This is a genomic window from Pseudomonas sp. EA_65y_Pfl2_P74 (genome assembly GCF_963970575.1).
In the GTDB taxonomy this organism is placed as follows: domain Bacteria; phylum Pseudomonadota; class Gammaproteobacteria; order Pseudomonadales; family Pseudomonadaceae; genus Aquipseudomonas; species Aquipseudomonas baetica_A.
Genome location: NZ_CAXAOQ010000009.1, coordinates 166,874 through 190,348, shown reverse-complemented (window position 1 = coordinate 190,348; position 23,475 = coordinate 166,874). Strand labels below are relative to the sequence as shown.

Genomic DNA, 23,475 nt, shown 5'->3' with positions numbered 1-23,475 from the left:
TTTCTTGCAAGACAATAGCGTCGCAAGACAACAGTGGAGCTAGTAGATGGCAACTATCAACCAGCTGGTACGTCAGCCGCGTAAGCGTATCGTCGAGAAATCCGACGTGCCTGCGCTGCAGAACTGCCCGCAACGTCGTGGCGTGTGCACCCGTGTGTACACCACCACGCCGAAAAAACCTAACTCGGCACTGCGTAAAGTATGCCGTGTGCGTCTGACCAACGGTTTCGAGGTTTCCTCGTACATCGGTGGTGAAGGCCACAACCTGCAAGAGCACAGCGTGGTACTGATCCGCGGCGGTCGTGTAAAAGACTTGCCAGGTGTTCGTTACCACACCGTTCGCGGCTCCCTGGATACTTCCGGTGTTAAAGGTCGTAACCAAGGTCGTTCGAAGTACGGTACCAAGCGTCCGAAGTAATCGGCCGTTTTGCAGATTTTTATTTTATTGAGTCGATAAGAGTAAGGTCGGGCGCGCATCCATTGGATCTGTCCCGAGCTAACCTGAAGACCGCTTGAGGGCTTATCATGCCAAGACGTCGCGTAGCAGCAAAGCGTGAGATTCTGGACGATCCGAAATACGGAAGCCAGATCCTCGCCAAATTCATGAACCACGTTATGGAAAGCGGCAAGAAAGCCGTTGCCGAACGTATCGTTTATGGTGCCCTGGAAACCGTTGCGGCCCGTAAGGCTGGCACCGATCCCCTGGAACTCTTCGAAAAAGCACTCGACGCCATCGCTCCGCTGGTCGAAGTGAAGTCGCGCCGCGTTGGTGGTGCTACTTACCAGGTTCCGGTCGAGGTTCGTCCTTCCCGTCGTAACGCTCTGGCAATGCGCTGGTTGGTAGACTTCGCCCGTAAGCGTGGCGAGAAGTCTATGGCTCTGCGTTTGGCTGGCGAACTGCTGGATGCTGCTGAAGGTAAAGGTGCTGCTGTTAAGAAGCGTGAAGACGTGCACCGTATGGCCGAAGCCAACAAAGCTTTCTCGCACTACCGCTTCTAATTTTAGCTTCACTAATTTTGCGAGGGCTTTATGGCTCGTACTACTCCGATTAGTCGCTACCGTAACATCGGTATCGTCGCTCACGTGGATGCTGGTAAAACCACCACCACCGAGCGCGTCCTTTTTTACACCGGCAAAAGTCACAAAATGGGCGAGGTGCATGATGGCGCCGCGACCACAGACTGGATGGTGCAGGAGCAGGAGCGTGGTATTACCATTACTTCTGCTGCCATTACCGCCTTCTGGAAAGGTTCCGAGAAGCAGTACTCGCACGAGCACCGTTTCAACGTAATCGATACCCCGGGCCACGTGGACTTCACCATTGAAGTTGAGCGTTCCCTGCGCGTACTCGACGGCGCTGTCGTTGTGTTCTGTGGTACTTCGGGTGTTGAGCCTCAGTCGGAAACCGTATGGCGTCAAGCCAACAAATACGGCGTTCCACGTCTTGTTTACGTGAACAAGATGGACCGTGCTGGCGCTAACTTTCTGCGCGTGATCGGTCAGATCAAGCAGCGTCTGGGTCACACTCCGGTGCCGATTCAGTTGGCCATCGGTTCCGAAGATAACTTCCAGGGTCAGATTGATCTGATCAACATGCAAGCTATCTACTGGAACGACTCTGACAAAGGTATGGTCCCTGTTCGCAAGGACATTCCTGCTGAGCTGCAAGAGCTGGCCGAAGAGTGGCGCAACAACATGGTTGAGGCTGCTGCCGAAGCCAGCGAAGAGCTGATGAACAAGTACCTGGAAGGCGAAGAGCTGTCGATCGAAGAGATCAAAGCTGCTTTGCGTCAACGTACTATCGCTGGCGAAATCGTTCTGGCTGTTTGCGGTTCTTCCTTCAAGAACAAGGGTGTTCCCCTGGTTCTCGACGCCGTTATCGACTACCTGCCTGCGCCAACTGATATTCCTGCTATCAAGGGTACCAACCCTGATAACGAGGAAGAAGAGATGGAACGCCATGCAGACGATAACGAGCCTTTCTCGGCTCTGGCGTTCAAGATCGCTACCGACCCATTCGTGGGTACTTTGACCTTCGTCCGCGTTTACTCGGGCGTGTTGAACTCCGGCGACGGCGTGATCAACTCGGTTAAAGGCAAGAAAGAGCGCGTGGGTCGTATGGTGCAAATGCACGCAAACGCCCGTGAAGAGATCAAGGAAGTACGCGCTGGTGACATCGCGGCCCTGATCGGCATGAAGGACGTCACCACTGGTGAAACCCTCTGCAACGCTGACAAGCCAATCATCCTGGTTCGCATGGACTTCCCGGAGCCGGTTATTTCGGTTGCCGTAGAGCCTAAGACCAAGGATGACCAGGAAAAAATGGGTATTGCTCTGGGCAAACTTGCTCAGGAAGACCCTTCTTTCCGCGTTAAAACTGATGAAGAGACTGGTCAAACGATCATCTCCGGCATGGGCGAGTTGCACCTGGACATCCTGGTTGACCGGATGCGTCGTGAGTTCAACGTCGAAGCCAACATCGGCAAGCCTCAGGTTTCGTATCGTGAGCGCATCACGAAGAACTGTGAAATCGAAGGCAAGTTCGTTCGTCAATCCGGTGGTCGCGGCCAGTTCGGTCACTGCTGGATCCGTTTTGCTCCTGCTGACGAAGGTCAGGAAGGTCTGCAATTCGTGAACGAAGTAGTAGGTGGTGTTGTTCCTAAGGAATACATCCCGGCTATCCAGAAGGGTATCGAAGAGCAGATGAAGAACGGCGTTGTTGCCGGCTATCCGCTGATCGGCCTGAAGGCTACCGTGTTCGATGGTTCTTACCACGACGTCGACTCCAACGAGATGGCGTTTAAAGTGGCTGCTTCCATGGCGACCAAGCAACTGGCCCAGAAGGGTGGTGGTGAGTTGCTCGAGCCGATCATGGCGGTAGAGGTTGTTACGCCTGAAGACTATATGGGTGATGTGATGGGCGACCTTAACCGTCGTCGCGGCATGATCCAGGGTATGGAAGACACAGTGTCCGGCAAGGTTATCCGTGCCGAAGTTCCACTGGGTGAGATGTTCGGTTATGCGACCGACGTTCGTTCCATGTCTCAGGGTCGCGCAAGCTACTCTATGGAATTCAAAAAATACGATACGGCTCCGTCGCACATCGTCGAAACCGTAACCAAAAAACAAGGCTGATTCAGCCCCTTTAGGCTAGGAGTTAATTGTCGTGGCTAAAGAAAAATTTGATCGTTCCCTACCGCACGTCAACGTTGGCACTATCGGTCACGTTGACCACGGTAAAACCACTCTGACCGCTGCTCTGACTCGCGTCTGCTCCGAAGTTTTCGGTTCGGCCGTAGTTGAATTCGACAAGATCGACAGCGCTCCAGAAGAAAAAGCTCGCGGTATCACCATCAACACCGCGCACGTTGAGTACAACTCGCTGATCCGTCACTACGCTCACGTTGACTGCCCAGGTCACGCTGACTATGTGAAGAACATGATCACCGGTGCTGCTCAAATGGACGGCGCTATCCTGGTTTGCTCGGCCGCCGATGGTCCGATGCCACAAACCCGTGAGCACATCCTGCTGTCCCGTCAGGTAGGCGTTCCGTACATCGTGGTTTTCCTGAACAAGGCTGACCTGGTAGACGACGCAGAGCTGCTGGAACTGGTTGAGATGGAAGTTCGCGACCTGCTGTCCACCTACGACTTCCCGGGCGATGACACTCCAATCATCATCGGTTCGGCTCGTATGGCGCTGGAAGGCAAAGACGACAACGAGATGGGCACCACTGCCGTCAAGAAACTGGTTGAGACTCTGGACAGCTACATCCCAGAACCAGTTCGTATGATCGACAAGCCGTTCCTGATGCCAATCGAAGACGTATTCTCGATCTCGGGTCGCGGTACTGTTGTGACCGGTCGTATCGAGCGCGGTATCGTTCGCGTTCAGGATCCGCTGGAAATCGTTGGTCTGCGTGACACTACTGTTTCCACCTGCACCGGTGTTGAAATGTTCCGCAAGCTGCTCGACGAAGGTCGTGCTGGCGAGAACTGCGGCGTTCTGCTGCGTGGCACCAAGCGTGACGACGTTGAGCGTGGTCAGGTTCTGGTTAAGCCGGGTTCGGTTAAGCCGCACACCAAGTTCACTGCAGAAGTTTACGTTCTGAGCAAGGAAGAAGGCGGTCGTCATACTCCGTTCTTCAAGGGCTACCGTCCACAGTTCTACTTCCGTACTACTGACGTGACTGGTAACTGCGAGCTGCCAGAAGGCGTTGAAATGGTAATGCCAGGTGACAACATTCAGATGACTGTTACCCTGATCAAAACCATCGCGATGGAAGACGGTCTGCGTTTCGCTATCCGTGAAGGCGGTCGTACCGTCGGCGCTGGCGTCGTAGCCAAAATCATCGAGTAAGTCTCTTTTGTAGAGTCAGCTTGATGGATTGAAAAAGCCCCCGCTCAGCGGGGGCTTTTTTATTGGGTTGACACCTATCTGGGGCGTCTATAGAATTGCGCCTCCTTTTAACGGGCGTATTGCGCCCGGTGGGAATAGCAGCCGGAGTCTGAAATCCAATGCAAAATCAGCAAATCCGTATCAGGTTGAAGGCTTTTGACCATCGCCTGATCGACCAATCAACCCAGGAAATCGTGGAAACCGCGAAACGTACTGGTGCTCAAGTGCGTGGTCCAATTCCACTGCCTACCCGTAAAGAGCGGTTTACCGTTCTGGTTTCCCCGCACGTCAACAAAGACGCGCGTGACCAGTACGAAATCCGCACTCATAAGCGCGTTCTGGACATCGTCCAGCCAACGGATAAAACCGTTGATGCTCTTATGAAGCTTGATCTTGCGGCCGGTGTGGAAGTGCAGATCAGCCTCGGCTAAGACTCGGTCTTAGTCGTGTAACGCTCTGAAATGGGCGGCCATAGCGGGTGAAAGCCCCGTACACTCATGAGGTTTACAACATGACTATTGGTGTAGTCGGTCGTAAATGCGGTATGACCCGTATTTTCACCGAAGAAGGTGTCTCCATTCCGGTCACGGTCATTGAGATCGAGCCGAATCGCGTCACCCAGTTCAAAACTGAAGAGACCGATGGCTATCGTGCAGTGCAAGTCACTGTCGGCGAGCGTCGTGCTTCGCGTGTAACAGCAGCTCAGGCTGGCCACTTCGCTAAAGCGAACGTTGCCGCTGGTCGCACTACCATGGAATTCCGTCTTGAAGAAGGCGAGTACCAGGCTGGCGATCTGATCAACGCTGAAATCTTTGCCGCTGGTCAACTGGTTGATGTAACCGGTCAGTCCAAGGGTAAAGGCTTCCAGGGTACGATCAAGCGTTGGAATTTCCGCGGGCAAGATAACACCCACGGTAACTCCGTATCCCACCGCGTCCCAGGCTCTATCGGCCAGTGCCAGACTCCTGGTCGTGTATTCAAGGGCAAAAAAATGTCCGGTCATATGGGCGCTGAGCGCGTGACCGTGCAGTCCCTGGAAGTAGTGCGCGTGGACGCTGAACGCAATCTGTTGTTGGTCAAGGGCGCTGTTCCTGGCGCTACTGGCGGCAACCTGGTTGTACGTCCAGCAGCCAAGGCTCGCGGTTAAGGGGAAGCTGACATGCAATTAAATGTAAATGACGCTCAAGCGATCGAAGTTTCCGAACTGACATTTGGCGGCGAGTTCAACGAGACGCTGGTTCACCAAGCAGTCGTGGCCTACATGGCCGGCGGCCGTCAGGGTAGCAAGCAGCAAAAGACCCGTTCCGACGTTCGTGGTGGCGGTAAGCGCCCATGGCGTCAGAAAGGTACTGGCCGTGCTCGTGCCGGTACTATCCGTAGCCCAATCTGGCGTGGCGGCGGTACCACTTTTGCAGCTCGTCCACAGGACCACTCCCAGAAGCTGAACAAGAAGATGTATCGCGCAGCAATGCGTTCCATCCTTGCTGAGCTGGTGCGTACTGATCGTCTGGTCGTGGTTCAGGATTTCGCTGTTGAAACTCCGAAAACCAAAGATCTGCTGGGCAAGCTGAACAACATGAGCCTGACCGATGTTCTCATCGTGTCGGACGCTGTTGATCAGAACCTGTACCTGGCTGCTCGTAACCTGCCGCACGTAGATGTACGTGACGTTCAAGGTTCCGATCCAGTTAGTCTGATCGCATACGACAAGGTGTTGATCACCGTGTCGGCCGTGAAGAAATTCGAGGAGCTGCTGGGATGAACCAGGAACGCGTATTTAAAGTTCTGCTTGGCCCGCACGTTTCCGAGAAGGCTACGGTTCTGGCTGACAAGAAAGGCCAGTTCGTTTTCAAGGTTGCGACTGACGCAACCAAGCTGGAAATCAAGAAGGCCGTCGAAAGCCTGTTCAGCGTGAAAGTTGAGCGTGTTACTACCCTGAATGTTTTGGGTAAGAGCAAGCGCACAGCTCGCGGTCTGGGCAAGCGCAATGACTGGAAGAAGGCAGTTATCTCCCTTCAGCCAGGCCAAGATCTCGATTTCAGCAGCAGTGCTGAGTAAGGAAGGGGTGCATCATGGCAATCGTTAAATGCAAACCGACTTCCCCTGGCCGCCGTTTTGTGGTCAAGGTGGTCAACCAGGAGCTGCATAAAGGCGCTCCTCACGCACCGCTGCTCGAGAAAAAATCGAAGACTGGTGGTCGTAACAACAATGGCCGTATTACCACGCGTCACATCGGTGGTGGTCATAAGCAGCATTATCGTATGGTCGATTTCCGTCGCAACGACAAAGATGGCATTCCAGCCACTGTTGAGCGTATCGAATACGATCCAAACCGTACTGCTCACATTGCTCTTATGTTGTACGCAGACGGTGAACGCCGTTACATCATCGCCCCTAAAGGCGTGAGCGCTGGCGACCAGCTGATTTCGGGTGCTTTGGCTCCGATCAAGCCAGGCAACCAGTTGCAACTGCGCAGCATTCCAGTTGGTAGCACCGTACACGGCATCGAACTGAAGCCAGGTAAAGGCGCACAGATCGCTCGTTCTGCTGGTGCTTCGGCTCAGCTGATCGCTCGTGAAGGTGTGTACGTTACCCTGCGTCTTCGCTCCGGTGAAATGCGTAAAGTTCTGGCTGAATGCCGTGCGACCCTGGGCGAAGTCTCGAACTCCGAGCACAGCCTGCGTTCGCTGGGTAAAGCTGGTGCCAAACGCTGGCGTGGCGTTCGCCCAACCGTTCGTGGTGTTGCCATGAACCCGGTTGACCACCCACATGGTGGTGGTGAAGGTCGTACCTCTGGTGGTCGTCATCCGGTATCGCCATGGGGCTTCCCGACGAAGGGCGCGAAGACTCGTGGTAATAAGCGTACCGACAAAATGATCGTCCGTCGTCGCAAGTAAATAGAGGGATACGACAGTGCCACGTTCTCTGAAAAAAGGTCCTTTTATTGATCTTCACCTACTGAAGAAGATCGAAGTGGCGGCGGAGAAGAACGATCGCAAACCAATTAAGACTTGGTCGCGTCGTTCTATGATCCTGCCACAAATGGTCGGTCTGACCATCGCAGTACACAACGGTCGTCAACACGTCCCGGTTCTCGTTAACGAAGACATGGTCGGCCACAAACTGGGCGAGTTTGCCGGTACCCGCACTTATCGTGGGCACGTAGCAGACAAGAAAGCCAAGCGTTAAGGGGTTAGGAAATGGAAGTAGCCGCTAAGTTGTCGGGCGCTCGAATCTCCGCCCAGAAAGCCCGCTTGGTCGCCGACCAGATCCGCGGGAAGAAGGTGGGCGAAGCGCTCAACTTGTTGGCTTTCAGCAGTAAGAAAGCCGCCGAGATCATGAAGAAAGTGCTGGAGTCGGCCGTAGCCAACGCCGAGCATAACGAAGGCGCAGACGTTGATGACCTGAAGGTCAGCACCGTTTTCGTCAACGAAGGGCGTTCGCTGAAGCGCATCATGCCGCGTGCCAAAGGCCGTGCTGATCGCATCGTCAAGCGGTCTTGCCATATCACTGTCAAGGTTGCTGACAAGTAACGGAGTCGAAGAGATGGGTCAGAAAGTACATCCCATTGGCATTCGCCTGGGAATCGTCAAGGAGCACACCTCCGTCTGGTACGCAGACGGTCGGACTTATGCGGACTATTTGTTCGCTGATCTGAAGGTGCGTGAGTATCTCCAAGACAAACTAAAAAGCGCGTCCGTAAGCCGTATCGATATCCATCGTCCGGCGCAAACTGCACGTATCACCATCCACACCGCTCGCCCAGGTATCGTTATCGGGAAGAAAGGTGAAGATGTTGAGAAACTGCGTCAGGACCTGACCAAGCAAATGGGTGTGCCTGTGCACATCAATATCGAAGAGATCCGTAAGCCGGAGCTCGACGGTATGCTGGTTGCGCAGAGCGTAGCTCAGCAGCTGGAGCGTCGCGTAATGTTCCGTCGCGCTATGAAGCGCGCTGTACAGAACGCCATGCGCATTGGTGCCAAAGGCATCAAAATCCAAGTGAGCGGTCGTCTCGGCGGTGCTGAAATCGCACGTACTGAATGGTATCGCGAAGGTCGTGTGCCGTTGCACACCCTGCGTGCCGACATCGACTATGCCAACTACGAAGCTCACACCACATACGGTGTGATCGGTGTAAAGGTTTGGATCTTCAAAGGCGAAGTAATTGGTGGTCGCCAAGAAGAGCTGAAACCACAAGCACCAGCGCCTCGTAAAAAAGCTGCTAAGTAAGGGGTACGCCAAATGTTGCAACCTAAGCGTACGAAGTTCCGCAAGCAGATGACAGGCCACAACCGTGGTCTGGCTCAGCGCGGTAGCAAAGTCAGCTTCGGCGAGTTCGCGCTGAAGTCTGTAGCTCGTGGTCGTCTCACCGCTCGTCAGATCGAGTCAGCGCGTCGTGCTCTGACCCGTCACGTTAAACGTGGCGGCAAGATCTGGATCCGTGTATTCCCGGATAAGCCTATTTCCAAAAAGCCTCTCGAAGTTCGGATGGGTAAAGGTAAGGGTAACGTCGAATACTGGGTAGCCCAGATTCAGCCAGGCAAAGTCCTGTATGAAATCGAGGGTGTAACTGAAGAGCTGGCGCGTGAGGCTTTTGCCTTGGCTGCTGCAAAGCTGCCGCTCGCCACCGCCTTTGTTAAACGGACGGTGATGTGATGAAAGCGAATGAACTTCGTGAAAAATCCGCACAGCAGCTGAACGAGCAACTGCTCGGCTTGCTGCGCGACCAGTTCAATCTGCGTATGCAGAAAGCAACTGGCCAGTTGGGGCAGTCTCATCTGCTCTCGCAAGTTAAGCGTGACATCGCTCGCGTGAAGACTGTGCTCAACCAGCAGGCAGGTAAGTGATCATGGCTGAAGCCGAAAAAACTGTCCGTACGCTGACTGGCCGTGTTGTCAGCGACAAGATGGACAAAACCATCACCGTTCTGATCGAGCGTCGCGTTAAGCACCCGATCTACGGTAAATACGTTAAGCGTTCGACTAAGCTGCACGCGCACGACGAAACCAATCAGTGCCACATCGGCGACAAAGTCACTATTCGTGAAACTCGTCCGATGGCCAAGACCAAGTCTTGGGCATTGGTTGATGTTCTCGAACGCGCTGTGGAAGTCTAAGGACTAGGGGTCGGAGAAATTATATGATTCAGACTCAATCCATGCTCGATGTGGCCGATAACAGCGGCGCTCGCCGTGTTATGTGCATCAAGGTGCTGGGTGGCTCCCATCGTCGTTACGCTGGTATCGGTGACATCATCAAAGTTACCGTGAAGGAAGCAATTCCTCGCGGTAAAGTGAAAAAAGGCCAAGTGATGACTGCTGTTGTAGTCCGCACTCGTCACGGCGTACGTCGTGCTGATGGCTCCATTATCCGCTTTGATGGCAACGCTGCTGTTCTTCTGAACAACAAGCAAGAGCCGATCGGCACCCGTATCTTTGGGCCAGTGACCCGTGAACTTCGTACTGAGAAGTTCATGAAGATCGTCTCGCTCGCCCCAGAAGTGCTGTAAGGAGATCCGACATGCAAAAGATTCGTCGTGACGACGAGATCATCGTGATCGCCGGCAAAGACAAAGGTAAGCGCGGTAAGGTGCTGAAGGTTCTTGCTGACAACCGTCTGGTTGTTGGTGGTCTGAACCTGGTCAAGCGTCATACCAAGCCTAACCCGATGTCGGGCGTACAAGGCGGTATCGTCGAGAAAGAAGCGCCACTGCACGCTTCTAACGTAGCCATCTTCAATGGCGAAACCAACAAGGCTGACCGCGTTGGTTTCAAAGTTGAAGACGGTAAGAAAATTCGTGTCTTCAAGTCGACCCAAAAAGCGGTTGATGCTTGAACACTGCTAGGTAGAAGACCATGGCACGACTAAAAGAGATTTACCGGAAGGAAATCGCTCCGAAACTTAAGGAAGAACTTAAGCTTTCGAACGTGATGGAAGTTCCGCGCGTTACCAAAATCACCCTGAACATGGGTCTGGGCGAAGCGATCGGCGACAAAAAAGTCATCGAGCATGCTGTTGCTGACCTGGAAAAGATCACCGGCCAAAAAGTCGTTGTGACCTACGCTCGTAAATCCATCGCTGGCTTTAAAGTCCGTGAAGGATGGCCGATCGGCGTCAAGGTGACTCTACGCCGTGAGCGTATGTACGAGTTCCTGGATCGTCTGCTGTCGATCTCCCTGCCTCGGGTTCGCGACTTCCGCGGCCTGAATGCCAAGTCCTTTGATGGTCGTGGTAACTACAGCATGGGTGTGAAAGAGCAGATCATTTTCCCGGAAATCGACTACGACAAGATCGATGCTCTCCGCGGTCTGGACATTACCCTGACCACCACTGCCAAGAACGATGATGAAGGCCGCGCTCTGCTGCGTGCTTTCAAATTCCCGTTCCGCAACTGATTGGAGTAGGAAAATGGCCAAGAAGAGCATGAAAAACCGTGAGCTGAAGCGTCAGCTCACTGTTGCCAAGTACGCCACCAAGCGTGCAGCGCTGAAAGCTATCATCGTTGATCTGAACGCAAGTCCAGAAGCGCGTTGGGAAGCTACCGTAGCTCTGCAGAAGCAACCACGTGATGCAAGCGCTTCGCGCATGCGTAACCGTTGCCGCCTGACTGGTCGTCCGCACGGCGTTTACCGCAAGTTCGGCCTTGGCCGTAACAAGCTGCGTGAAGCTGCAATGCGTGGTGACGTTCCAGGTCTGGTTAAAGCCAGCTGGTAATCGCTGTCAAAGCCTTGATGGTCGGTTTCGCAAGAACCTGACCATCGGTGGCCTTGAATTTGAATCAAGCCCCTTTTGGGGCTTGATTCATTTCTGGGGTGTGTCTAGAATGACCGGCTCGCCTGAGCCCGTGTTTTTCATGCCCGGAAGTTCTCGGCGACAAGTAGTAGCCGCAAGGCTAATTTTTCTGTTTTAGGAGCGTCTAGCCCATGAGTATGCAGGACCCGTTAGCGGACATGCTAACTCGAATCCGTAATGCCCAGATGGCTGAAAAGTCTGTCGTAAGCATGCCGTCTTCCACGTTGAAGGTGGCTGTAGCAAAAGTCCTGAAGGACGAAGGTTACATCGCGGATTTTCAGATCACCACCGACGCTAAGCCGTCGTTGTCCATCTCGCTGAAGTACTTCGAAGGCCGTCCGGTTATCGAAGAAGTGAAGCGCGTTAGTCGTCCAGGCCTGCGTCAGTACAAGTCCGTTGAAGATCTGCCGAAAGTTCGTGGCGGTCTTGGCGTGTCTATCGTCTCCACCAACAAAGGTGTGATGACGGATCGTGCTGCGCGCGCTGCCGGTGTCGGCGGCGAAGTTCTTTGCACTGTGTTCTAAGGGGGGATAAGCATGTCTCGCGTCGCTAAGAACCCCGTTAAGCTGCCAGCCGGTGTCGAAGTAAAATTCGCAGGCCAACAGCTTTCGGTGAAGGGTGCCAAGGGTACTCTTGAACTGAACATCCATTCGTCTGTTGAAATTGTTGAAGAAGCTGGTGAGCTGCGTTTTGCTGCTCGCAATGGCGATCAACAAACTCGCGCAATGGCCGGTACCACGCGTGCGTTGGTAAACAACATGGTCCAAGGCGTAAGCCAAGGCTTCGAGCGTAAGCTCCAGCTGGTCGGTGTTGGTTACAAAGCGCAAGCAAAAGGCACGGTTTTGAACCTTGCCCTTGGCTTCTCGCACCCAGTGGATTACGAACTGCCGGAAGGCATCACCGCTGAGACTCCTAGCCAGACCGATATCCTGATCAAGGGCATCGATAAGCAGCTGGTGGGTCAAGTGGCCGCTGAGATCCGCGACTTCCGTCCACCAGAGCCGTACAAAGGCAAAGGTGTGCGCTACGCGGACGAAGTCGTCCGTCGTAAAGAAGCCAAGAAGAAGTAGGGCATAGCAAATGACCGACAAAAAAGTTACTCGACTGCGTCGCGCTCGCAAAGCACGCCTGAAAATGCACGAACTCGAAGTCGTGCGTCTCTGCGTGTTCCGCTCGTCGCAGCACATCTACGCCCAGGTCATCTCGGCCGACGGCAACAAAGTCCTGGCAAGTGCCTCGACTTTGGATAAAGAACTGCGTGATGGCGCCACTGGCAACATCGACGCGGCCACAAAGGTTGGCCAGCTGGTCGCTACGCGTGCTAAGGCCGCTGGCGTCTCGCAAGTGGCTTTCGACCGCTCTGGCTTCAAGTACCATGGCCGCGTTAAAGCGCTGGCTGATGCTGCTCGTGAAGCTGGGCTGGAGTTCTAAGTTATGTCAAATAACGACCAAAAGCGCGACGAAGGCTACATTGAGAAGCTGGTTCAAGTTAACCGCGTAGCCAAAACCGTTAAAGGCGGCCGTATCTTCACTTTCACCGCGTTGACCGTGGTTGGTGATGGTAAAGGGCGTGTTGGCTTCGGCCGTGGCAAGTCGCGTGAAGTGCCTGCTGCGATCCAGAAGGCAATGGAAGCTGCTCGCCGCAACATGATCCAGGTTGACCTGAACGGCACCACTCTGCAGTACGCAATGAAGTCCGCTCATGGCGCTTCGAAGGTGTACATGCAGCCTGCTTCTGAAGGTACCGGTATCATCGCTGGCGGCGCTATGCGTGCTGTCCTCGAAGTTGCTGGTGTTCAGAACGTTCTGGCCAAGTGCTACGGCTCGACTAACCCTGTAAACGTGGTTCACGCCACTTTCAAGGGTTTGAAAGCCATGCAATCTCCTGAGTCCATCGCTGCCAAGCGTGGTCTGACTGTCAAGGAGATCTTCTGATCATGGCTACCGTTAAAGTAACGCTGATCAAAAGCATGACCGGCCGAATCCCTAACCACAAACTGTGTGTTAAGGGTCTGGGTCTGCGTCGCATCGGTCACACTGTAGAAGTTCAGGATACTCCCGAGAATCGCGGGATGATCAACAAGGCTTACTACATGCTGCGTGTCGAGGGTTAATCGATGAAACTCAATGATCTGAGTCCAGCGCCGGGTTCCCGTCGCGAAAAGCATCGTCCGGGCCGTGGTATCGGTAGTGGTTTGGGTAAGACTGGTGGCCGTGGTCACAAAGGTCAAACCTCCCGCTCCGGTGGCACCATTGCTCCAGGCTTTGAAGGCGGTCAACAGCCGCTGCATCGTCGTCTGCCGAAGTTCGGTTTCGTTTCCCTGAAAGCCATGGATCGCGCAGAAGTGCGTTTGTCCGAGCTGGCTAAAGTGGAAGGCGACATCGTCACCGTGCAGTCCCTGAAAGATGCCAACGTGATCAACGTCAACGTACAGCGTGTAAAAATCATGCTGTCCGGTGAAGTGACTCGCGCTGTCACTATCGGCAAGGGAATCGGCGCCACCAAAGGTGCGCGTTCGGCTATCGAAGCAGCTGGCGGCAAGTTCGAGGAATAAATGGCTAAGCAAGGTGCTCTCTCTGCGCTCGGCAAAGGCGGTATGTCTGAACTTTGGGCTCGTCTGCGTTTTCTGTTCCTGGCGATTATCGTCTACCGAATAGGCGCACACATCCCGGTTCCAGGTATCAACCCGGACCGACTCGCAGACCTGTTTCGACAGAATGAGGGGACCATTCTTAGCTTGTTCAACATGTTCTCCGGCGGCGCGCTGGAACGGATGAGCATCTTTGCATTGGGGATCATGCCGTACATTTCGGCATCGATCATCATGCAACTGATGACAGCCGTCAGTCCGCAGTTGGAGCAGTTGAAGAAGGAAGGTGAAGCTGGCCGTCGCAAGATCAGCCAGTACACCCGCTACGGCACCGTCGTCCTCGCTCTCGTTCAGGCCATTGGCATGTCCATTGGTCTGGCGGGGCAGGGCGTTGCGTTCACTGGTGACTTTGGCTTCCATTTCGTCGCGGTATCCACTTTTGTGGCTGGTGCGATGTTCATGATGTGGCTGGGTGAGCAGATTACTGAGCGTGGTGTAGGTAACGGTATCTCGATGTTGATTTTTTCGGGTATCGTCGCCGGTCTTCCGAGAGCGATCGGGCAGTCTTTCGAGTCTGCGCGTCAGGGTGATATCAATATTTTTGCCTTGGTTGCCATCGGTTTGCTGGCAGTAGCGATTATCGGTTTTGTGGTGTTCATTGAGCGTGGTCAGCGTCGTATTGCTGTTCATTACGCCAAGCGTCAGCAGGGTCGTAAGGTTTTTGCTGCGCAGACAAGCCACTTGCCGCTGAAGGTGAACATGGCCGGTGTTATTCCGGCTATTTTCGCGAGCAGCATTTTGCTGTTTCCGGCTTCGTTGGGTGCCTGGTTTGGTCAGTCTGAAGGTATGGGCTGGTTGCAGGACATCTCGCAGTCGATCGCTCCTGGTCAGCCGTTGAATATTCTGCTGTTTAGTGCAGGGATTATTTTCTTCTGCTTCTTCTATACGGCGTTGATGTTCAATCCGAAAGACGTAGCGGAAAACCTGAAGAAGTCCGGTGCCTTTATTCCGGGTATCCGTCCAGGTGAGCAGTCTGCGCGCTATATTGATGGCGTTCTGACCCGCTTGACCATGTTCGGTGCTCTTTACATGACGGCCGTGTGCTTGTTGCCCCAGTTCCTGGTGGTTGCAGCAAACGTTCCGTTCTACCTTGGCGGGACCTCGTTGCTGATCGTGGTCGTGGTTGTGATGGACTTCATGTCTCAAGTACAATCGCACCTCGTTTCGCACCAGTACGAATCCCTGATGAAGAAAGCCAACCTGAAGGGTTACGGCAGCGGCATGTTGCGCTGAGTACCCATAAGGTTCGAGGAGTTGGTGATGAAAGTTCGTGCATCGGTGAAAAAGCTGTGCCGTAACTGCAAGATTATTCGCCGCGAAGGTGTTGTTCGAGTAATTTGCAGCGCGGAACCGCGTCACAAACAGCGCCAAGGCTGAGTGTGATTGTGCTTCAAGCCCGGTAGCTAGTGCGCTACCGGGTTGATTATTTGTTATTACAGCGATATTATCTCGCGCCCTATTTCTTGGCTTCCGGGGCGTAGGTAGCTGTCAATTGGAGTCCCACTGAATGGCCCGTATTGCAGGCGTTAACATTCCAGATAACAAGCATACTGTTATCTCGCTGACCTACATCTATGGTGTCGGTCGCACTACTGCACAGAAGATCTGTGCAGAGACTGGGGTAAACCCAGCAGCAAAGATCAAAGATCTGAGCGACGAGCAAATTGAACAGCTGCGTGGCGAAGTGGCGAAGTTCACCACTGAAGGTGACCTGCGTCGCGAAATCAACATGAAAATCAAGCGCTTGATGGACCTCGGTTGCTATCGCGGTCTGCGTCATCGTCGCGGTCTTCCAGTGCGCGGTCAGCGTACCAAGACCAACGCGCGTACCCGTAAAGGTCCGCGTAAGCCGATCCGCAAGTAATCGCCCCAGCGAATCGACAGGAATTTAATCATGGCAAAACCTGCTGCTCGTCCTCGTAAAAAAGTTAAAAAGACAGTGGTTGATGGCATCGCCCACATCCATGCATCTTTTAACAACACCATCGTGACCATTACCGACCGTCAAGGTAACGCTCTTTCCTGGGCTACCTCCGGTGGTTCGGGTTTCCGCGGTTCCCGCAAGTCCACCCCGTTTGCTGCTCAAGTAGCTGCTGAACGTGCTGGTCAAGCTGCGCTGGAATATGGCCTGAAAAATCTTGACGTTAACGTCAAGGGTCCAGGTCCAGGTCGTGAATCCGCAGTCCGCGCTTTGAACGGCTGTGGCTACAAGATCGCCAGCATCACCGACGTGACGCCAATCCCGCACAACGGGTGCCGTCCGCCGAAGAAGCGCCGCGTGTAATCCAGGAGATTGTAAAGAATGGCTCGTTACATTGGTCCAAAATGCAAACTCGCTCGTCGCGAAGGCACCGATCTCTTCCTGAAGAGCGGCGTGCGCGCGATCGAATCGAAGTGCAACATTGAAGCAGCACCTGGTATCCACGGCCAACGCCGCGGTCGCCAGTCCGACTACGGCACCCAACTGCGTGAAAAGCAGAAGGTCCGTCGTATTTACGGCGTTCTCGAGCGTCAGTTCAGCGGCTACTACAAAGAAGCTGCTGGCAAGAAAGGTGCAACTGGTGAAAACCTGCTGCAACTGCTCGAATGCCGTCTGGACAACGTTGTATACCGTATGGGCTTTGGTTCGACTCGTGCCGAATCCCGTCAGCTGGTATCGCACAAGTCGATCAGCGTTAACGGTCAGACCGTAAACGTTCCGTCGTATCAGGTTCGTGCTGGTGACGTGGTTGCAGTTCGCGAGAAAGCAAAAAACCAACTTCGCATTGTCCAAGCTCTCGATCTGTGTGCCCAACGTGGCCGCGTAGAATGGGTAGAAGTAGACACTGAGAAGAAGTCGGGCGTTTTCAAGAACGTTCCTGCTCGCAGTGATCTGTCCGCCGACATCAACGAAAGCCTGATTGTCGAGCTCTACTCCAAGTAAGGGCTAGAAAATAGGTGCATCCATGCAGATTTCGGTAAATGAGTTCCTGACACCCCGCCATATTGATGTGCAGGTTGTCAGTCCAACCCGCGCCAAGATCACTCTCGAGCCTCTCGAGCGTGGTTTTGGCCACACCCTGGGCAACGCGCTGCGACGCATCCTGTTGTCCTCAATGCCCGGCTGCGCAGTAGTCGAGGCCGAGATTGACGGTGTGCTCCACGAGTACAGCGCCATCGAAGGTGTACAGGAAGACGTAATTGAAATCCTGTTGAACCTTAAAGGTCTGGCCATCAAGCTGCACGGTCGTGACGAAGTTACGCTGACCTTGTCGAAGAAGGGTTCGGGGGTGGTTACCGCTGCCGATATTCAGCTGGATCATGATGTCGAGATCGTTAATCCCGATCACGTAATCGCTAACCTGGCGTCTAACGGCGCCCTGAACATGAAGCTCACCGTAGCTCGTGGTCGTGGTTATGAACCAGCCGACTCGCGTCAGAGCGATGAAGACGAAAGCCGCAGCATCGGTCGCTTGCAGCTTGATTCTTCGTTCAGCCCGGTTCGCCGTATCGCATACGTGGTGGAAAACGCCCGTGTCGAGCAGCGTACCAACCTGGACAAGCTGGTTATTGATCTGGAAACCAACGGTACCCTGGATCCTGAAGAGGCTATCCGCCGCGCTGCAACCATTCTGCAACAGCAGTTGGCTGCGTTCGTCGACCTCAAAGGTGACAGTGAGCCAGTGGTTGTCGAGCAGGAAGACGAGATCGATCCGATCCTGCTTCGCCCGGTTGACGATCTGGAACTGACTGTACGTTCGGCTAACTGCCTTAAGGCGGAAAACATCTACTACATCGGTGACCTGATTCAGCGTACCGAAGTAGAGCTGTTGAAGACTCCGAACCTGGGCAAGAAATCCTTGACTGAAATCAAGGACGTTCTGGCCTCCCGCGGTCTGTCCCTCGGCATGCGCCTCGACAACTGGCCGCCTGCAAGTCTTAAGAAGGACGACAAGGCGACTGCCTGATCGTCGTAATCACCGAACGTTGTGTTTGGTAAGGAATGAACCATGCGTCATCGTAAAAGTGGTCGTCACCTGAGCCGCACCAGCTCGCACCGCAAGGCCATGTTTCAAAACATGGCGGTGTCGCTGTTCGAGCACGAGCTGATCAAAACTACTCTGCCAAAAGCCAAAGAACTGCGTCGCGTTGCTGAGCCGCTGATCACTCTGGCCAAGACAGACAGCCTGGCTAACCGCCGTCTGGCTTTCGACCGTACTCGTTCGAAAGCTATCGTTGGTAAGCTCTTCAACGACTTGGGCAAGCGTTATGCTACCCGTGAGGGTGGCTACCTGCGCATCCTCAAGTGCGGTTTCCGCGCTGGCGACAACGCGCCTATGGCGTACGTCGAGTTGGTTGATCGTGCTACTGCTGGCGAAGCTGTATCCGCCGAGTAAGACGTCAGTCTGAAACAAAGAACCGGGCCTAGTGCCCGGTTTTTTGTGCCTCTAAGAAAAGCGCTTTACGTACAAGCATCTCCCTCTGTTCTGTTGTCACTATGTGTTGGGAAGTTTAATTAGTAATTTTCTATCGATGTGTGCAGGTTAATGAATTTGTAGGTGTCACATTGTTGATTGATACTCCCGTCCAAGCCGATTAGCCGGCAGCTCCAAGACTGACAGAGGAAGAAGACCGTATGAGCCAGACCAAAACGCTTACGACCGCCAGTGGCGCGCCTGTCGCTGATAACCAGAACTCTCGCTCCGCCGGCCCGCGAGGCCCGCTGCTGCTCGACGATTTTCATCTGATCGAGAAGCTTGCCCACTTTAATCGTGAAAACATTCCTGAGCGCCGGGTGCACGCTAAGGGCTCGGGTGCTTACGGTACGTTTACCGTAACCCGCGATATCACCGATTACACCAGCGCTAAGCTGTTCGAGTCCGTAGGGAAGCAAACCCCGACCTTCCTGCGTTTTTCAACGGTAGGTGGCGAGCGCGGTTCTGCCGACACCGAGCGAGATCCGCGTGGCTTTGCGCTGAAGTTCTACACCGAGGAAGGTAACTGGGACATTGTCGGCAACAACACGCCAGTCTTCTTCATTCGCGACCCGCTGAAATTCCCTGACTTCATCCACACCCAAAAGCGCCTGCCACAAAGTAATCTGAAGAGTGCGCAGATGATGTGGGACTTCTGGTCGCATTCGCCGGAAGCGTTACACCAAGTCACCATTCTTTTTTCTGACCGCGGGATCCCGGACGGGTACCGTCACATGCACGGCTTTGGTAGTCACACTTACAGTCTGATCAGCGCTCAAGGCGAGCGTCACTGGGTGAAGTGGCACTACAAGACCCAGCAAGGCATCAAAAACCTTGCGCCGGCTGATGCCGCTCGTCTGGCTGGCACTGACCCGGATTACGCGCAGCGTGATCTGTTTGAAGCAATTGAGCGCGGTGACTTCCCGAAATGGCGCGTGTGCATTCAGATCATGACCGAGGCTCAGGCAGCGGCGCACTATGAGAACCCGTTTGACGTGACCAAGACCTGGTCGCAGAAAGAGTTCCCGCTGATCGAAGTAGGTGAGCTGGAGCTGAACCGCAATCCGCTGAACTACTTCGCTGAAGTCGAGCAGGCCGCGTTCGGCCCGAGCAACATGGTGCCTGGCGTCGGTTTGTCGCCGGATCGTATGCTGCAAGGTCGTGTATTCGCTTACGCTGATGCTCACCGCTACCGTGTTGGTACCAATCACCAGCAATTGCCTGTGAATGCGCCACGCAGTGCGGTGAACACATACCAGCGCGACGGTTCGATGGCTTTTGGCAGCAACGGTGGCGCAGCGCCAAATTACGAGCCGAACAGTTACGTAGAGTCGCCCAAACAAGCGCCGCGTTATGCAGAGCCGGCGCTGGCCTTGAGCGGTGCGGCTGACCGCTACGATCATCGCGAGGACAGTGATTACTACAGTCAGGCGGGGGCACTGTTCCGCTTGATGAATGACGAACAGAAAGCGCTGCTGGTCAGTAACATTGCAGGAGCGCTGGCCGGTGTGACGCCTGATGTTGTGGATCGCCAGTTGCAGCATTTCTACAAAGCCGATCCGGCGTATGGCGAAGCAATTGCAAAGCTGCTCAACGTACAGCTTAACGAAGTCTAAACGAGAAGCAGAACCGCCCTCATTAGGGCGGTTTTTGCGTTATTTAGCCTGCTTTTCTCAGATTATCTTCGCTTTTATTGCGCATGGAGGGTGACCTGACAGTCAGGTTGGTTCAAACTACAGCCTTTCAAGCAGGGAGATGTAGGGCGATGCAAGGCCACCCAGACGTTATCGATTACCTCAACACGTTGCTGACCGGCGAACTGGCCGCGCGTGACCAGTATTTTGTCCACTCGCGGATGTATGAGGACTGGGGATTCACCAAGCTCTACGAACGAATCAACCACGAGATGGAAGAAGAAGCAGGCCATGCTGACGCGTTGATGCGCCGGATCCTGATGCTTGAAGGTACGCCACGCATGCGTCCGGATGATCTGGATGTCGGCACCACCGTCCCGGAGATGCTCGAAGCCGATCTGCGCCTTGAGTACAAAGTCCGTGCGGCATTGTGCAAAGGCATCGAGCTCTGCGAACAGCACAACGACTACGTCAGCCGTGAGATATTGCGCGTTCAGCTCCACGATACCGAAGAAGATCACACCTACTGGCTGGAAAAGCAGTTGGGCCTGATCAAGCTAATCGGTCTCCAGAACTACCTGCAATCCCACACCTGACATGTAATACAAAAAAGCCCCTGTCACTGACGAAGTGACAGGGGCTTTTTCATGCTCGGTGTCTAGGCCCGATCACGGATCAGCAGTGGCTTGAGGTAATGGCCGGTGTGAGATTGCTTCATCTCGGCCACTTCCTCGGGCGTGCCGGTGGCAATGATCTGGCCACCCTTGGAACCACCCTCAGGCCCGAGATCGACCAGCCAGTCGGCAGTCTTGATCACGTCAAGGTTGTGCTCGATCACCACCACGGTGTTGCCGTGGTCGCGCAGGCGATGCAGGACGTCGAGCAATTGCTGGATATCCGCGAAGTGCAGGCCCGTGGTCGGCTCGTCGAGGATGTACAGCGTCTTGCCGGTATCGCGTTTGGACAACTCACGGGACAGTTTGACCCGCTGCGCCTCACCACCGGACAAGGTCGTAGCCGACTGCCCCAGCTTGATGTACGACAGCCCCACATCCATCAAGGTTTGCAGCTTGCGCGCGAGTGCCGGTACCGCGTCGAAGAACACTCGAGCCTCTTCGATGGTCATCTCGAGAGTTTCGTGGATGTTCTTGCCCTTGTATTTGATCTCAAGGGTTTCGCGGTTGTAGCGTTTGCTCTTGCACACGTCGCACGGAACATAGATATCCGGCAGGAAGTGCATTTCAACCTTGATTAGGCCATCACCCTGGCACGCCTCGCAGCGACCGCCCTTGACGTTGAACGAGAAACGCCCCGGGCCGTAGCCTCGGGAACGCGACTCGGGCACGCCGGCGAACAGTTCCCGGATCGGGGTGAACAGCCCGGTATAAGTTGCCGGGTTGGACCGTGGTGTGCGCCCAATCGGGCTCTGATCAATGTCGACCACTTTGTCCAGATGTTCCAGGCCCTTGATGCTGTCGTGCGCGGCTGCTTCCAGAGTGGTCGCACCGTTGAGTGCGGTAGCGCTCAGCGGGAACAGGGTGTTGTTGATCAGGGTCGATTTGCCCGAGCCGGAAACACCCGTCACGCAAGTCAGCAGGCCGATCGGAATTTCCAGATCGACGTCGCGCAGGTTGTTGCCCCGTGCACCCTTGAGCGCCAGAACCTGTTTCTTGTTGCGCGGTGTACGCTTGGCCGGCACCTCGATCTTCACCCGGCCCGACAGGTATTTGCCGGTCAGGGAATCAGGGTGCGCCATGACTTCGGCTGGCGTACCTTCGGCAACGATCTGTCCGCCATGCACACCGGCACCGGGGCCGATATCCACGACATAGTCAGCCAGGCGAATCGCGTCTTCGTCGTGCTCGACCACAATCACTGTGTTGCCGATGTCGCGCAGGTGTTTGAGTGTGCCGAGCAGCCGGTCGTTATCACGCTGGTGCAAGCCGATGGAAGGCTCATCGAGGATATACAGAACGCCCACCAGGCCGGCACCGATCTGGCTGGCCAGCCGGATCCGCTGTGCTTCGCCGCCGGACAACGTGTCGGCACTGCGATCCAGCGACAGATAGTCCAGGCCCACGTTGACCAGAAACTGCAGGCGCTCGCGGATTTCCTTGAGAATCTTGTCCGCGATTTCGCCACGACGGCCAGTCATTTTCAGTTCGCCGAAGTATTCACATGCATCGCCAATCGGCAGATTGGTCACTGCCGGCAGCGTTTTTTCGCCGACCCAGACATGCCGAGCCTCACGACGCAGACGGGTGCCACGGCAGTCCGGGCAAGACTGAGTGCTGAGGAACTTGGCCAGCTCTTCACGCACGCTCGCCGATTCGGTTTCGCGGTAGCGACGCTCGAGGTTCGGCACGATGCCTTCGAACGGGTGCGAACGTTTGACGATATCGCCACGGTCGTTAAGGTATTTGAAGTCGACGTTCTGCGAGCCGCTGCCGTGCAGGATGAATTTCTGCTGATCGGCTGGCAGTTCGTTGAAGGGCACTTCGAGGCTGAACCCGTAATGCGAAGCCAATGAGCCCAGCATCTGGAAGTAGTAGACGTTGCGCCTGTCCCAGCCGCGAATGGCCCCTTCGGCCAGGGTCAGATCACCATTGACCAGTCGCTTGATGTCGAAGAATTGCTTCACGCCCAGGCCATCGCAAGTCGGGCAGGCGCCGGCCGGGTTGTTGAAGGAAAACAGTTTTGGTTCGAGCTCGCTGATCGCGTGGCCGCAGATCGGGCAGGCGAAACGCGCGGAGAAGATCATCTCTTCGCCCGGCTCATCGTCCATCGGCGCCACGAGGGCAATGCCGTCCGCCAGTTTGAGTGCGGTCTCGAACGATTCGGCCAAACGCTGCTGCAGATCGGCGCGAACCTTGAAACGGTCGACAATCACGTCGATCGAATGCTTCTTCTGTTTATCCAGTTTCGGCAGCTCGTCGAGCTCGCAGATCCGGCCATTGACCCGGGCACGGACGAAGCCCTGAGCGCGCAGCTCTTCAAACACCGACAAGTGTTCGCCTTTGCGCTCGCGGATCACCGGGGCCAGTAGCATCAATTTGCTGCCTTCCGGCTGGGCCAGTACCAGGTCGACCATCTGGCTGACGGTCTGTGCTTCCAGTGGAATGTCGTGGTCGGGGCAGCGGGGCGTACCGACGCGTGCATACAGCAGGCGCAGATAGTCGTAGATTTCGGTGATGGTGCCGACCGTGGAGCGGGGGTTGTGCGAGGTCGATTTCTGTTCGATGGAAATCGCAGGCGACAGGCCTTCGATGGTGTCGACGTCGGGTTTTTCCATCATCGACAGGAACTGCCGGGCGTAAGCCGACAGGGATTCGACATAGCGGCGCTGACCTTCGGCGTAGAGTGTGTCGAAGGCCAGGGACGACTTGCCGGATCCGGACAGGCCGGTGATGACGATCAGCTTGTCCCGTGGCAGGGTCAGGTCGATGTTCTTCAGGTTGTGGGTACGGGCCCCACGTATCAGGATCTTGTCCAAAGTGGCCTCGCTCGGCGGGCGTCGAAAACGTAGGAGTATACGGGCAAATA

The 23,475-nt window shown here is 54.9% G+C and carries 35 protein-coding genes; 34 read left to right on the top strand and 1 reads right to left on the bottom strand.

Features of this window, described 5'->3' with window-relative positions; genetic code table 11:
- The first annotated feature begins 46 nt into the window (after positions 1–46).
- The 34 genes from rpsL to bfr all read left to right on the top strand — a co-directional run bounded on the left by rpsL (position 47) and on the right by bfr (position 20,528).
- On the top strand, positions 47–418 hold the full coding sequence (gene rpsL / locus AACY18_RS09745; RefSeq protein WP_003186084.1) for a 30S ribosomal protein S12: 372 nt from the start codon (positions 47–49) through the stop codon (positions 416–418).
- 107 nt (positions 419–525) lie between these two features.
- Positions 526–999, top strand: coding sequence for a 30S ribosomal protein S7 (gene rpsG / locus AACY18_RS09740; protein ID WP_016772941.1), 474 nt, complete (start codon positions 526–528; stop codon positions 997–999).
- A gap of 30 nt (positions 1,000–1,029) precedes the next feature.
- Positions 1,030–3,135 carry an elongation factor G gene (gene fusA / locus AACY18_RS09735; RefSeq protein ID WP_339434212.1) on the top strand — a complete coding sequence of 702 codons (2,106 nt, stop codon included), beginning with the start codon at positions 1,030–1,032 and terminating at the stop codon, positions 3,133–3,135.
- Positions 3,136–3,166: 31 nt separating this feature from the next.
- The gene (gene tuf / locus AACY18_RS09730; protein ID WP_038362141.1) at positions 3,167–4,360 is read left to right on the top strand and encodes an elongation factor Tu; all 1,194 of its coding nucleotides are present in this window, start codon (positions 3,167–3,169) and stop codon (positions 4,358–4,360) included.
- Positions 4,361–4,518: 158 nt separating this feature from the next.
- Entirely contained in the window at positions 4,519–4,830 is a 312-nt protein-coding gene (rpsJ, locus tag AACY18_RS09725) for a 30S ribosomal protein S10 (RefSeq protein ID WP_003186070.1), read from the top strand.
- A gap of 80 nt (positions 4,831–4,910) precedes the next feature.
- Positions 4,911–5,546: a 50S ribosomal protein L3 gene (gene rplC / locus AACY18_RS09720; protein WP_003228738.1), complete on the top strand. Its 636-nt coding sequence runs from the start codon at positions 4,911–4,913 to the stop codon at positions 5,544–5,546.
- 12 nt (positions 5,547–5,558) lie between these two features.
- Positions 5,559–6,161 carry a 50S ribosomal protein L4 gene (gene rplD, locus AACY18_RS09715; RefSeq protein WP_003228735.1) on the top strand — a complete coding sequence of 201 codons (603 nt, stop codon included), beginning with the start codon at positions 5,559–5,561 and terminating at the stop codon, positions 6,159–6,161.
- Positions 6,158–6,457 (top strand): 50S ribosomal protein L23, encoded by a 300-nt coding sequence (gene rplW, locus AACY18_RS09710; RefSeq protein ID WP_002555488.1) that lies wholly within the window; start codon positions 6,158–6,160, stop codon positions 6,455–6,457. Before rplD ends, rplW begins: the two co-directional genes overlap by 4 nt.
- A gap of 14 nt (positions 6,458–6,471) precedes the next feature.
- Entirely contained in the window at positions 6,472–7,296 is an 825-nt protein-coding gene (gene rplB, locus AACY18_RS09705; RefSeq protein ID WP_042561342.1) for a 50S ribosomal protein L2, read from the top strand.
- A gap of 16 nt (positions 7,297–7,312) precedes the next feature.
- The gene (gene rpsS / locus AACY18_RS09700; RefSeq protein WP_003228731.1) at positions 7,313–7,588 is read left to right on the top strand and encodes a 30S ribosomal protein S19; all 276 of its coding nucleotides are present in this window, start codon (positions 7,313–7,315) and stop codon (positions 7,586–7,588) included.
- An 11-nt stretch (positions 7,589–7,599) separates the two neighbouring features.
- A complete protein-coding gene (rplV, locus tag AACY18_RS09695) occupies positions 7,600–7,932 on the top strand; it encodes a 50S ribosomal protein L22 (RefSeq protein ID WP_003103908.1) in 333 nt (110 codons plus the stop codon).
- Between the two features lie 13 nt (positions 7,933–7,945).
- Positions 7,946–8,632, top strand: coding sequence for a 30S ribosomal protein S3 (gene rpsC / locus AACY18_RS09690; protein ID WP_003176422.1), 687 nt, complete (start codon positions 7,946–7,948; stop codon positions 8,630–8,632).
- 12 nt (positions 8,633–8,644) lie between these two features.
- Entirely contained in the window at positions 8,645–9,058 is a 414-nt protein-coding gene (gene rplP / locus AACY18_RS09685) for a 50S ribosomal protein L16 (RefSeq protein WP_003232424.1), read from the top strand.
- A complete protein-coding gene (rpmC, locus tag AACY18_RS09680; RefSeq protein WP_002555481.1) occupies positions 9,058–9,249 on the top strand; it encodes a 50S ribosomal protein L29 in 192 nt (63 codons plus the stop codon). The genes rplP and rpmC overlap by 1 nt, the downstream gene beginning before the upstream one ends.
- A gap of 2 nt (positions 9,250–9,251) precedes the next feature.
- Positions 9,252–9,518 (top strand): 30S ribosomal protein S17, encoded by a 267-nt coding sequence (rpsQ, locus tag AACY18_RS09675; protein WP_003194644.1) that lies wholly within the window; start codon positions 9,252–9,254, stop codon positions 9,516–9,518.
- Positions 9,519–9,541: 23 nt separating this feature from the next.
- A complete protein-coding gene (gene rplN / locus AACY18_RS09670) occupies positions 9,542–9,910 on the top strand; it encodes a 50S ribosomal protein L14 (RefSeq protein WP_002555479.1) in 369 nt (122 codons plus the stop codon).
- A gap of 11 nt (positions 9,911–9,921) precedes the next feature.
- Positions 9,922–10,236, top strand: coding sequence for a 50S ribosomal protein L24 (gene rplX, locus AACY18_RS09665; protein WP_003186046.1), 315 nt, complete (start codon positions 9,922–9,924; stop codon positions 10,234–10,236).
- A 20-nt stretch (positions 10,237–10,256) separates the two neighbouring features.
- Complete coding sequence (gene rplE, locus AACY18_RS09660) at positions 10,257–10,796, top strand: 50S ribosomal protein L5 (RefSeq protein WP_003210069.1); 540 nt, start codon at positions 10,257–10,259, stop codon at positions 10,794–10,796.
- 13 nt (positions 10,797–10,809) lie between these two features.
- On the top strand, positions 10,810–11,115 hold the full coding sequence (gene rpsN / locus AACY18_RS09655) for a 30S ribosomal protein S14 (protein WP_003228726.1): 306 nt from the start codon (positions 10,810–10,812) through the stop codon (positions 11,113–11,115).
- A gap of 209 nt (positions 11,116–11,324) precedes the next feature.
- The gene (rpsH, locus tag AACY18_RS09650; RefSeq protein ID WP_007966178.1) at positions 11,325–11,717 is read left to right on the top strand and encodes a 30S ribosomal protein S8; all 393 of its coding nucleotides are present in this window, start codon (positions 11,325–11,327) and stop codon (positions 11,715–11,717) included.
- Positions 11,718–11,729: 12 nt separating this feature from the next.
- On the top strand, positions 11,730–12,263 hold the full coding sequence (gene rplF, locus AACY18_RS09645; protein WP_003176412.1) for a 50S ribosomal protein L6: 534 nt from the start codon (positions 11,730–11,732) through the stop codon (positions 12,261–12,263).
- A gap of 10 nt (positions 12,264–12,273) precedes the next feature.
- Positions 12,274–12,624: a 50S ribosomal protein L18 gene (gene rplR / locus AACY18_RS09640; protein ID WP_003186037.1), complete on the top strand. Its 351-nt coding sequence runs from the start codon at positions 12,274–12,276 to the stop codon at positions 12,622–12,624.
- Positions 12,625–12,627: 3 nt separating this feature from the next.
- Positions 12,628–13,128, top strand: a complete 501-nt coding sequence (gene rpsE, locus AACY18_RS09635; protein ID WP_003176409.1) for a 30S ribosomal protein S5 — start codon at positions 12,628–12,630, stop codon at positions 13,126–13,128.
- 2 nt (positions 13,129–13,130) lie between these two features.
- Positions 13,131–13,307 carry a 50S ribosomal protein L30 gene (rpmD, locus tag AACY18_RS09630; RefSeq protein WP_003176408.1) on the top strand — a complete coding sequence of 59 codons (177 nt, stop codon included), beginning with the start codon at positions 13,131–13,133 and terminating at the stop codon, positions 13,305–13,307.
- Positions 13,308–13,310: 3 nt separating this feature from the next.
- Positions 13,311–13,748, top strand: coding sequence for a 50S ribosomal protein L15 (gene rplO, locus AACY18_RS09625; RefSeq protein ID WP_042561340.1), 438 nt, complete (start codon positions 13,311–13,313; stop codon positions 13,746–13,748).
- A complete protein-coding gene (gene secY, locus AACY18_RS09620; protein ID WP_003228718.1) occupies positions 13,749–15,077 on the top strand; it encodes a preprotein translocase subunit SecY in 1,329 nt (442 codons plus the stop codon).
- A gap of 27 nt (positions 15,078–15,104) precedes the next feature.
- Positions 15,105–15,221, top strand: coding sequence for a 50S ribosomal protein L36 (gene rpmJ, locus AACY18_RS09615; protein WP_002555468.1), 117 nt, complete (start codon positions 15,105–15,107; stop codon positions 15,219–15,221).
- Between the two features lie 130 nt (positions 15,222–15,351).
- A complete protein-coding gene (gene rpsM, locus AACY18_RS09610; protein ID WP_009045849.1) occupies positions 15,352–15,708 on the top strand; it encodes a 30S ribosomal protein S13 in 357 nt (118 codons plus the stop codon).
- A gap of 30 nt (positions 15,709–15,738) precedes the next feature.
- Positions 15,739–16,128: a 30S ribosomal protein S11 gene (rpsK, locus tag AACY18_RS09605; RefSeq protein ID WP_002555466.1), complete on the top strand. Its 390-nt coding sequence runs from the start codon at positions 15,739–15,741 to the stop codon at positions 16,126–16,128.
- Between the two features lie 18 nt (positions 16,129–16,146).
- The gene (gene rpsD / locus AACY18_RS09600) at positions 16,147–16,767 is read left to right on the top strand and encodes a 30S ribosomal protein S4 (protein WP_003176404.1); all 621 of its coding nucleotides are present in this window, start codon (positions 16,147–16,149) and stop codon (positions 16,765–16,767) included.
- 22 nt (positions 16,768–16,789) lie between these two features.
- Entirely contained in the window at positions 16,790–17,791 is a 1,002-nt protein-coding gene (locus AACY18_RS09595) for a DNA-directed RNA polymerase subunit alpha (protein WP_003186012.1), read from the top strand.
- Positions 17,792–17,833: 42 nt separating this feature from the next.
- The gene (gene rplQ / locus AACY18_RS09590) at positions 17,834–18,220 is read left to right on the top strand and encodes a 50S ribosomal protein L17 (RefSeq protein WP_003176402.1); all 387 of its coding nucleotides are present in this window, start codon (positions 17,834–17,836) and stop codon (positions 18,218–18,220) included.
- Between the two features lie 239 nt (positions 18,221–18,459).
- Positions 18,460–19,914, top strand: coding sequence for a catalase (locus AACY18_RS09585; protein ID WP_339464767.1), 1,455 nt, complete (start codon positions 18,460–18,462; stop codon positions 19,912–19,914).
- A gap of 149 nt (positions 19,915–20,063) precedes the next feature.
- On the top strand, positions 20,064–20,528 hold the full coding sequence (gene bfr / locus AACY18_RS09580; protein ID WP_339431279.1) for a bacterioferritin: 465 nt from the start codon (positions 20,064–20,066) through the stop codon (positions 20,526–20,528).
- Between the two features lie 62 nt (positions 20,529–20,590).
- Here bfr and uvrA read toward each other — a convergent pair whose 3' ends face one another.
- A complete protein-coding gene (gene uvrA, locus AACY18_RS09575) occupies positions 20,591–23,425 on the bottom strand; it encodes an excinuclease ABC subunit UvrA (protein ID WP_339431280.1) in 2,835 nt (944 codons plus the stop codon).
- Between the last annotated feature and the right edge of the window lie 50 nt (positions 23,426–23,475).

Coding starts and splice junctions, on each gene's coding strand:
- rpsL (WP_003186084.1), top strand. CDS start 47: ATGGCAACTATCAACCAGCTGGTACGTCAGCCGCGTAAGCGTATCGTC.
- rpsG (WP_016772941.1), top strand. CDS start 526: ATGCCAAGACGTCGCGTAGCAGCAAAGCGTGAGATTCTGGACGATCCG.
- fusA (WP_339434212.1), top strand. CDS start 1,030: ATGGCTCGTACTACTCCGATTAGTCGCTACCGTAACATCGGTATCGTC.
- rpsJ (WP_003186070.1), top strand. CDS start 4,519: ATGCAAAATCAGCAAATCCGTATCAGGTTGAAGGCTTTTGACCATCGC.
- rplC (WP_003228738.1), top strand. CDS start 4,911: ATGACTATTGGTGTAGTCGGTCGTAAATGCGGTATGACCCGTATTTTC.
- rplD (WP_003228735.1), top strand. CDS start 5,559: ATGCAATTAAATGTAAATGACGCTCAAGCGATCGAAGTTTCCGAACTG.
- rplW (WP_002555488.1), top strand. CDS start 6,158: ATGAACCAGGAACGCGTATTTAAAGTTCTGCTTGGCCCGCACGTTTCC.
- rplB (WP_042561342.1), top strand. CDS start 6,472: ATGGCAATCGTTAAATGCAAACCGACTTCCCCTGGCCGCCGTTTTGTG.
- rplV (WP_003103908.1), top strand. CDS start 7,600: ATGGAAGTAGCCGCTAAGTTGTCGGGCGCTCGAATCTCCGCCCAGAAA.
- rpsC (WP_003176422.1), top strand. CDS start 7,946: ATGGGTCAGAAAGTACATCCCATTGGCATTCGCCTGGGAATCGTCAAG.
- rplP (WP_003232424.1), top strand. CDS start 8,645: ATGTTGCAACCTAAGCGTACGAAGTTCCGCAAGCAGATGACAGGCCAC.
- rpmC (WP_002555481.1), top strand. CDS start 9,058: ATGAAAGCGAATGAACTTCGTGAAAAATCCGCACAGCAGCTGAACGAG.
- rpsQ (WP_003194644.1), top strand. CDS start 9,252: ATGGCTGAAGCCGAAAAAACTGTCCGTACGCTGACTGGCCGTGTTGTC.
- rplN (WP_002555479.1), top strand. CDS start 9,542: ATGATTCAGACTCAATCCATGCTCGATGTGGCCGATAACAGCGGCGCT.
- rplX (WP_003186046.1), top strand. CDS start 9,922: ATGCAAAAGATTCGTCGTGACGACGAGATCATCGTGATCGCCGGCAAA.
- rplE (WP_003210069.1), top strand. CDS start 10,257: ATGGCACGACTAAAAGAGATTTACCGGAAGGAAATCGCTCCGAAACTT.
- rpsN (WP_003228726.1), top strand. CDS start 10,810: ATGGCCAAGAAGAGCATGAAAAACCGTGAGCTGAAGCGTCAGCTCACT.
- rpsH (WP_007966178.1), top strand. CDS start 11,325: ATGAGTATGCAGGACCCGTTAGCGGACATGCTAACTCGAATCCGTAAT.
- rplF (WP_003176412.1), top strand. CDS start 11,730: ATGTCTCGCGTCGCTAAGAACCCCGTTAAGCTGCCAGCCGGTGTCGAA.
- rplR (WP_003186037.1), top strand. CDS start 12,274: ATGACCGACAAAAAAGTTACTCGACTGCGTCGCGCTCGCAAAGCACGC.
- rpsE (WP_003176409.1), top strand. CDS start 12,628: ATGTCAAATAACGACCAAAAGCGCGACGAAGGCTACATTGAGAAGCTG.
- rpmD (WP_003176408.1), top strand. CDS start 13,131: ATGGCTACCGTTAAAGTAACGCTGATCAAAAGCATGACCGGCCGAATC.
- rplO (WP_042561340.1), top strand. CDS start 13,311: ATGAAACTCAATGATCTGAGTCCAGCGCCGGGTTCCCGTCGCGAAAAG.
- secY (WP_003228718.1), top strand. CDS start 13,749: ATGGCTAAGCAAGGTGCTCTCTCTGCGCTCGGCAAAGGCGGTATGTCT.
- rpmJ (WP_002555468.1), top strand. CDS start 15,105: ATGAAAGTTCGTGCATCGGTGAAAAAGCTGTGCCGTAACTGCAAGATT.
- rpsM (WP_009045849.1), top strand. CDS start 15,352: ATGGCCCGTATTGCAGGCGTTAACATTCCAGATAACAAGCATACTGTT.
- rpsK (WP_002555466.1), top strand. CDS start 15,739: ATGGCAAAACCTGCTGCTCGTCCTCGTAAAAAAGTTAAAAAGACAGTG.
- rpsD (WP_003176404.1), top strand. CDS start 16,147: ATGGCTCGTTACATTGGTCCAAAATGCAAACTCGCTCGTCGCGAAGGC.
- AACY18_RS09595 (WP_003186012.1), top strand. CDS start 16,790: ATGCAGATTTCGGTAAATGAGTTCCTGACACCCCGCCATATTGATGTG.
- rplQ (WP_003176402.1), top strand. CDS start 17,834: ATGCGTCATCGTAAAAGTGGTCGTCACCTGAGCCGCACCAGCTCGCAC.
- AACY18_RS09585 (WP_339464767.1), top strand. CDS start 18,460: ATGAGCCAGACCAAAACGCTTACGACCGCCAGTGGCGCGCCTGTCGCT.
- bfr (WP_339431279.1), top strand. CDS start 20,064: ATGCAAGGCCACCCAGACGTTATCGATTACCTCAACACGTTGCTGACC.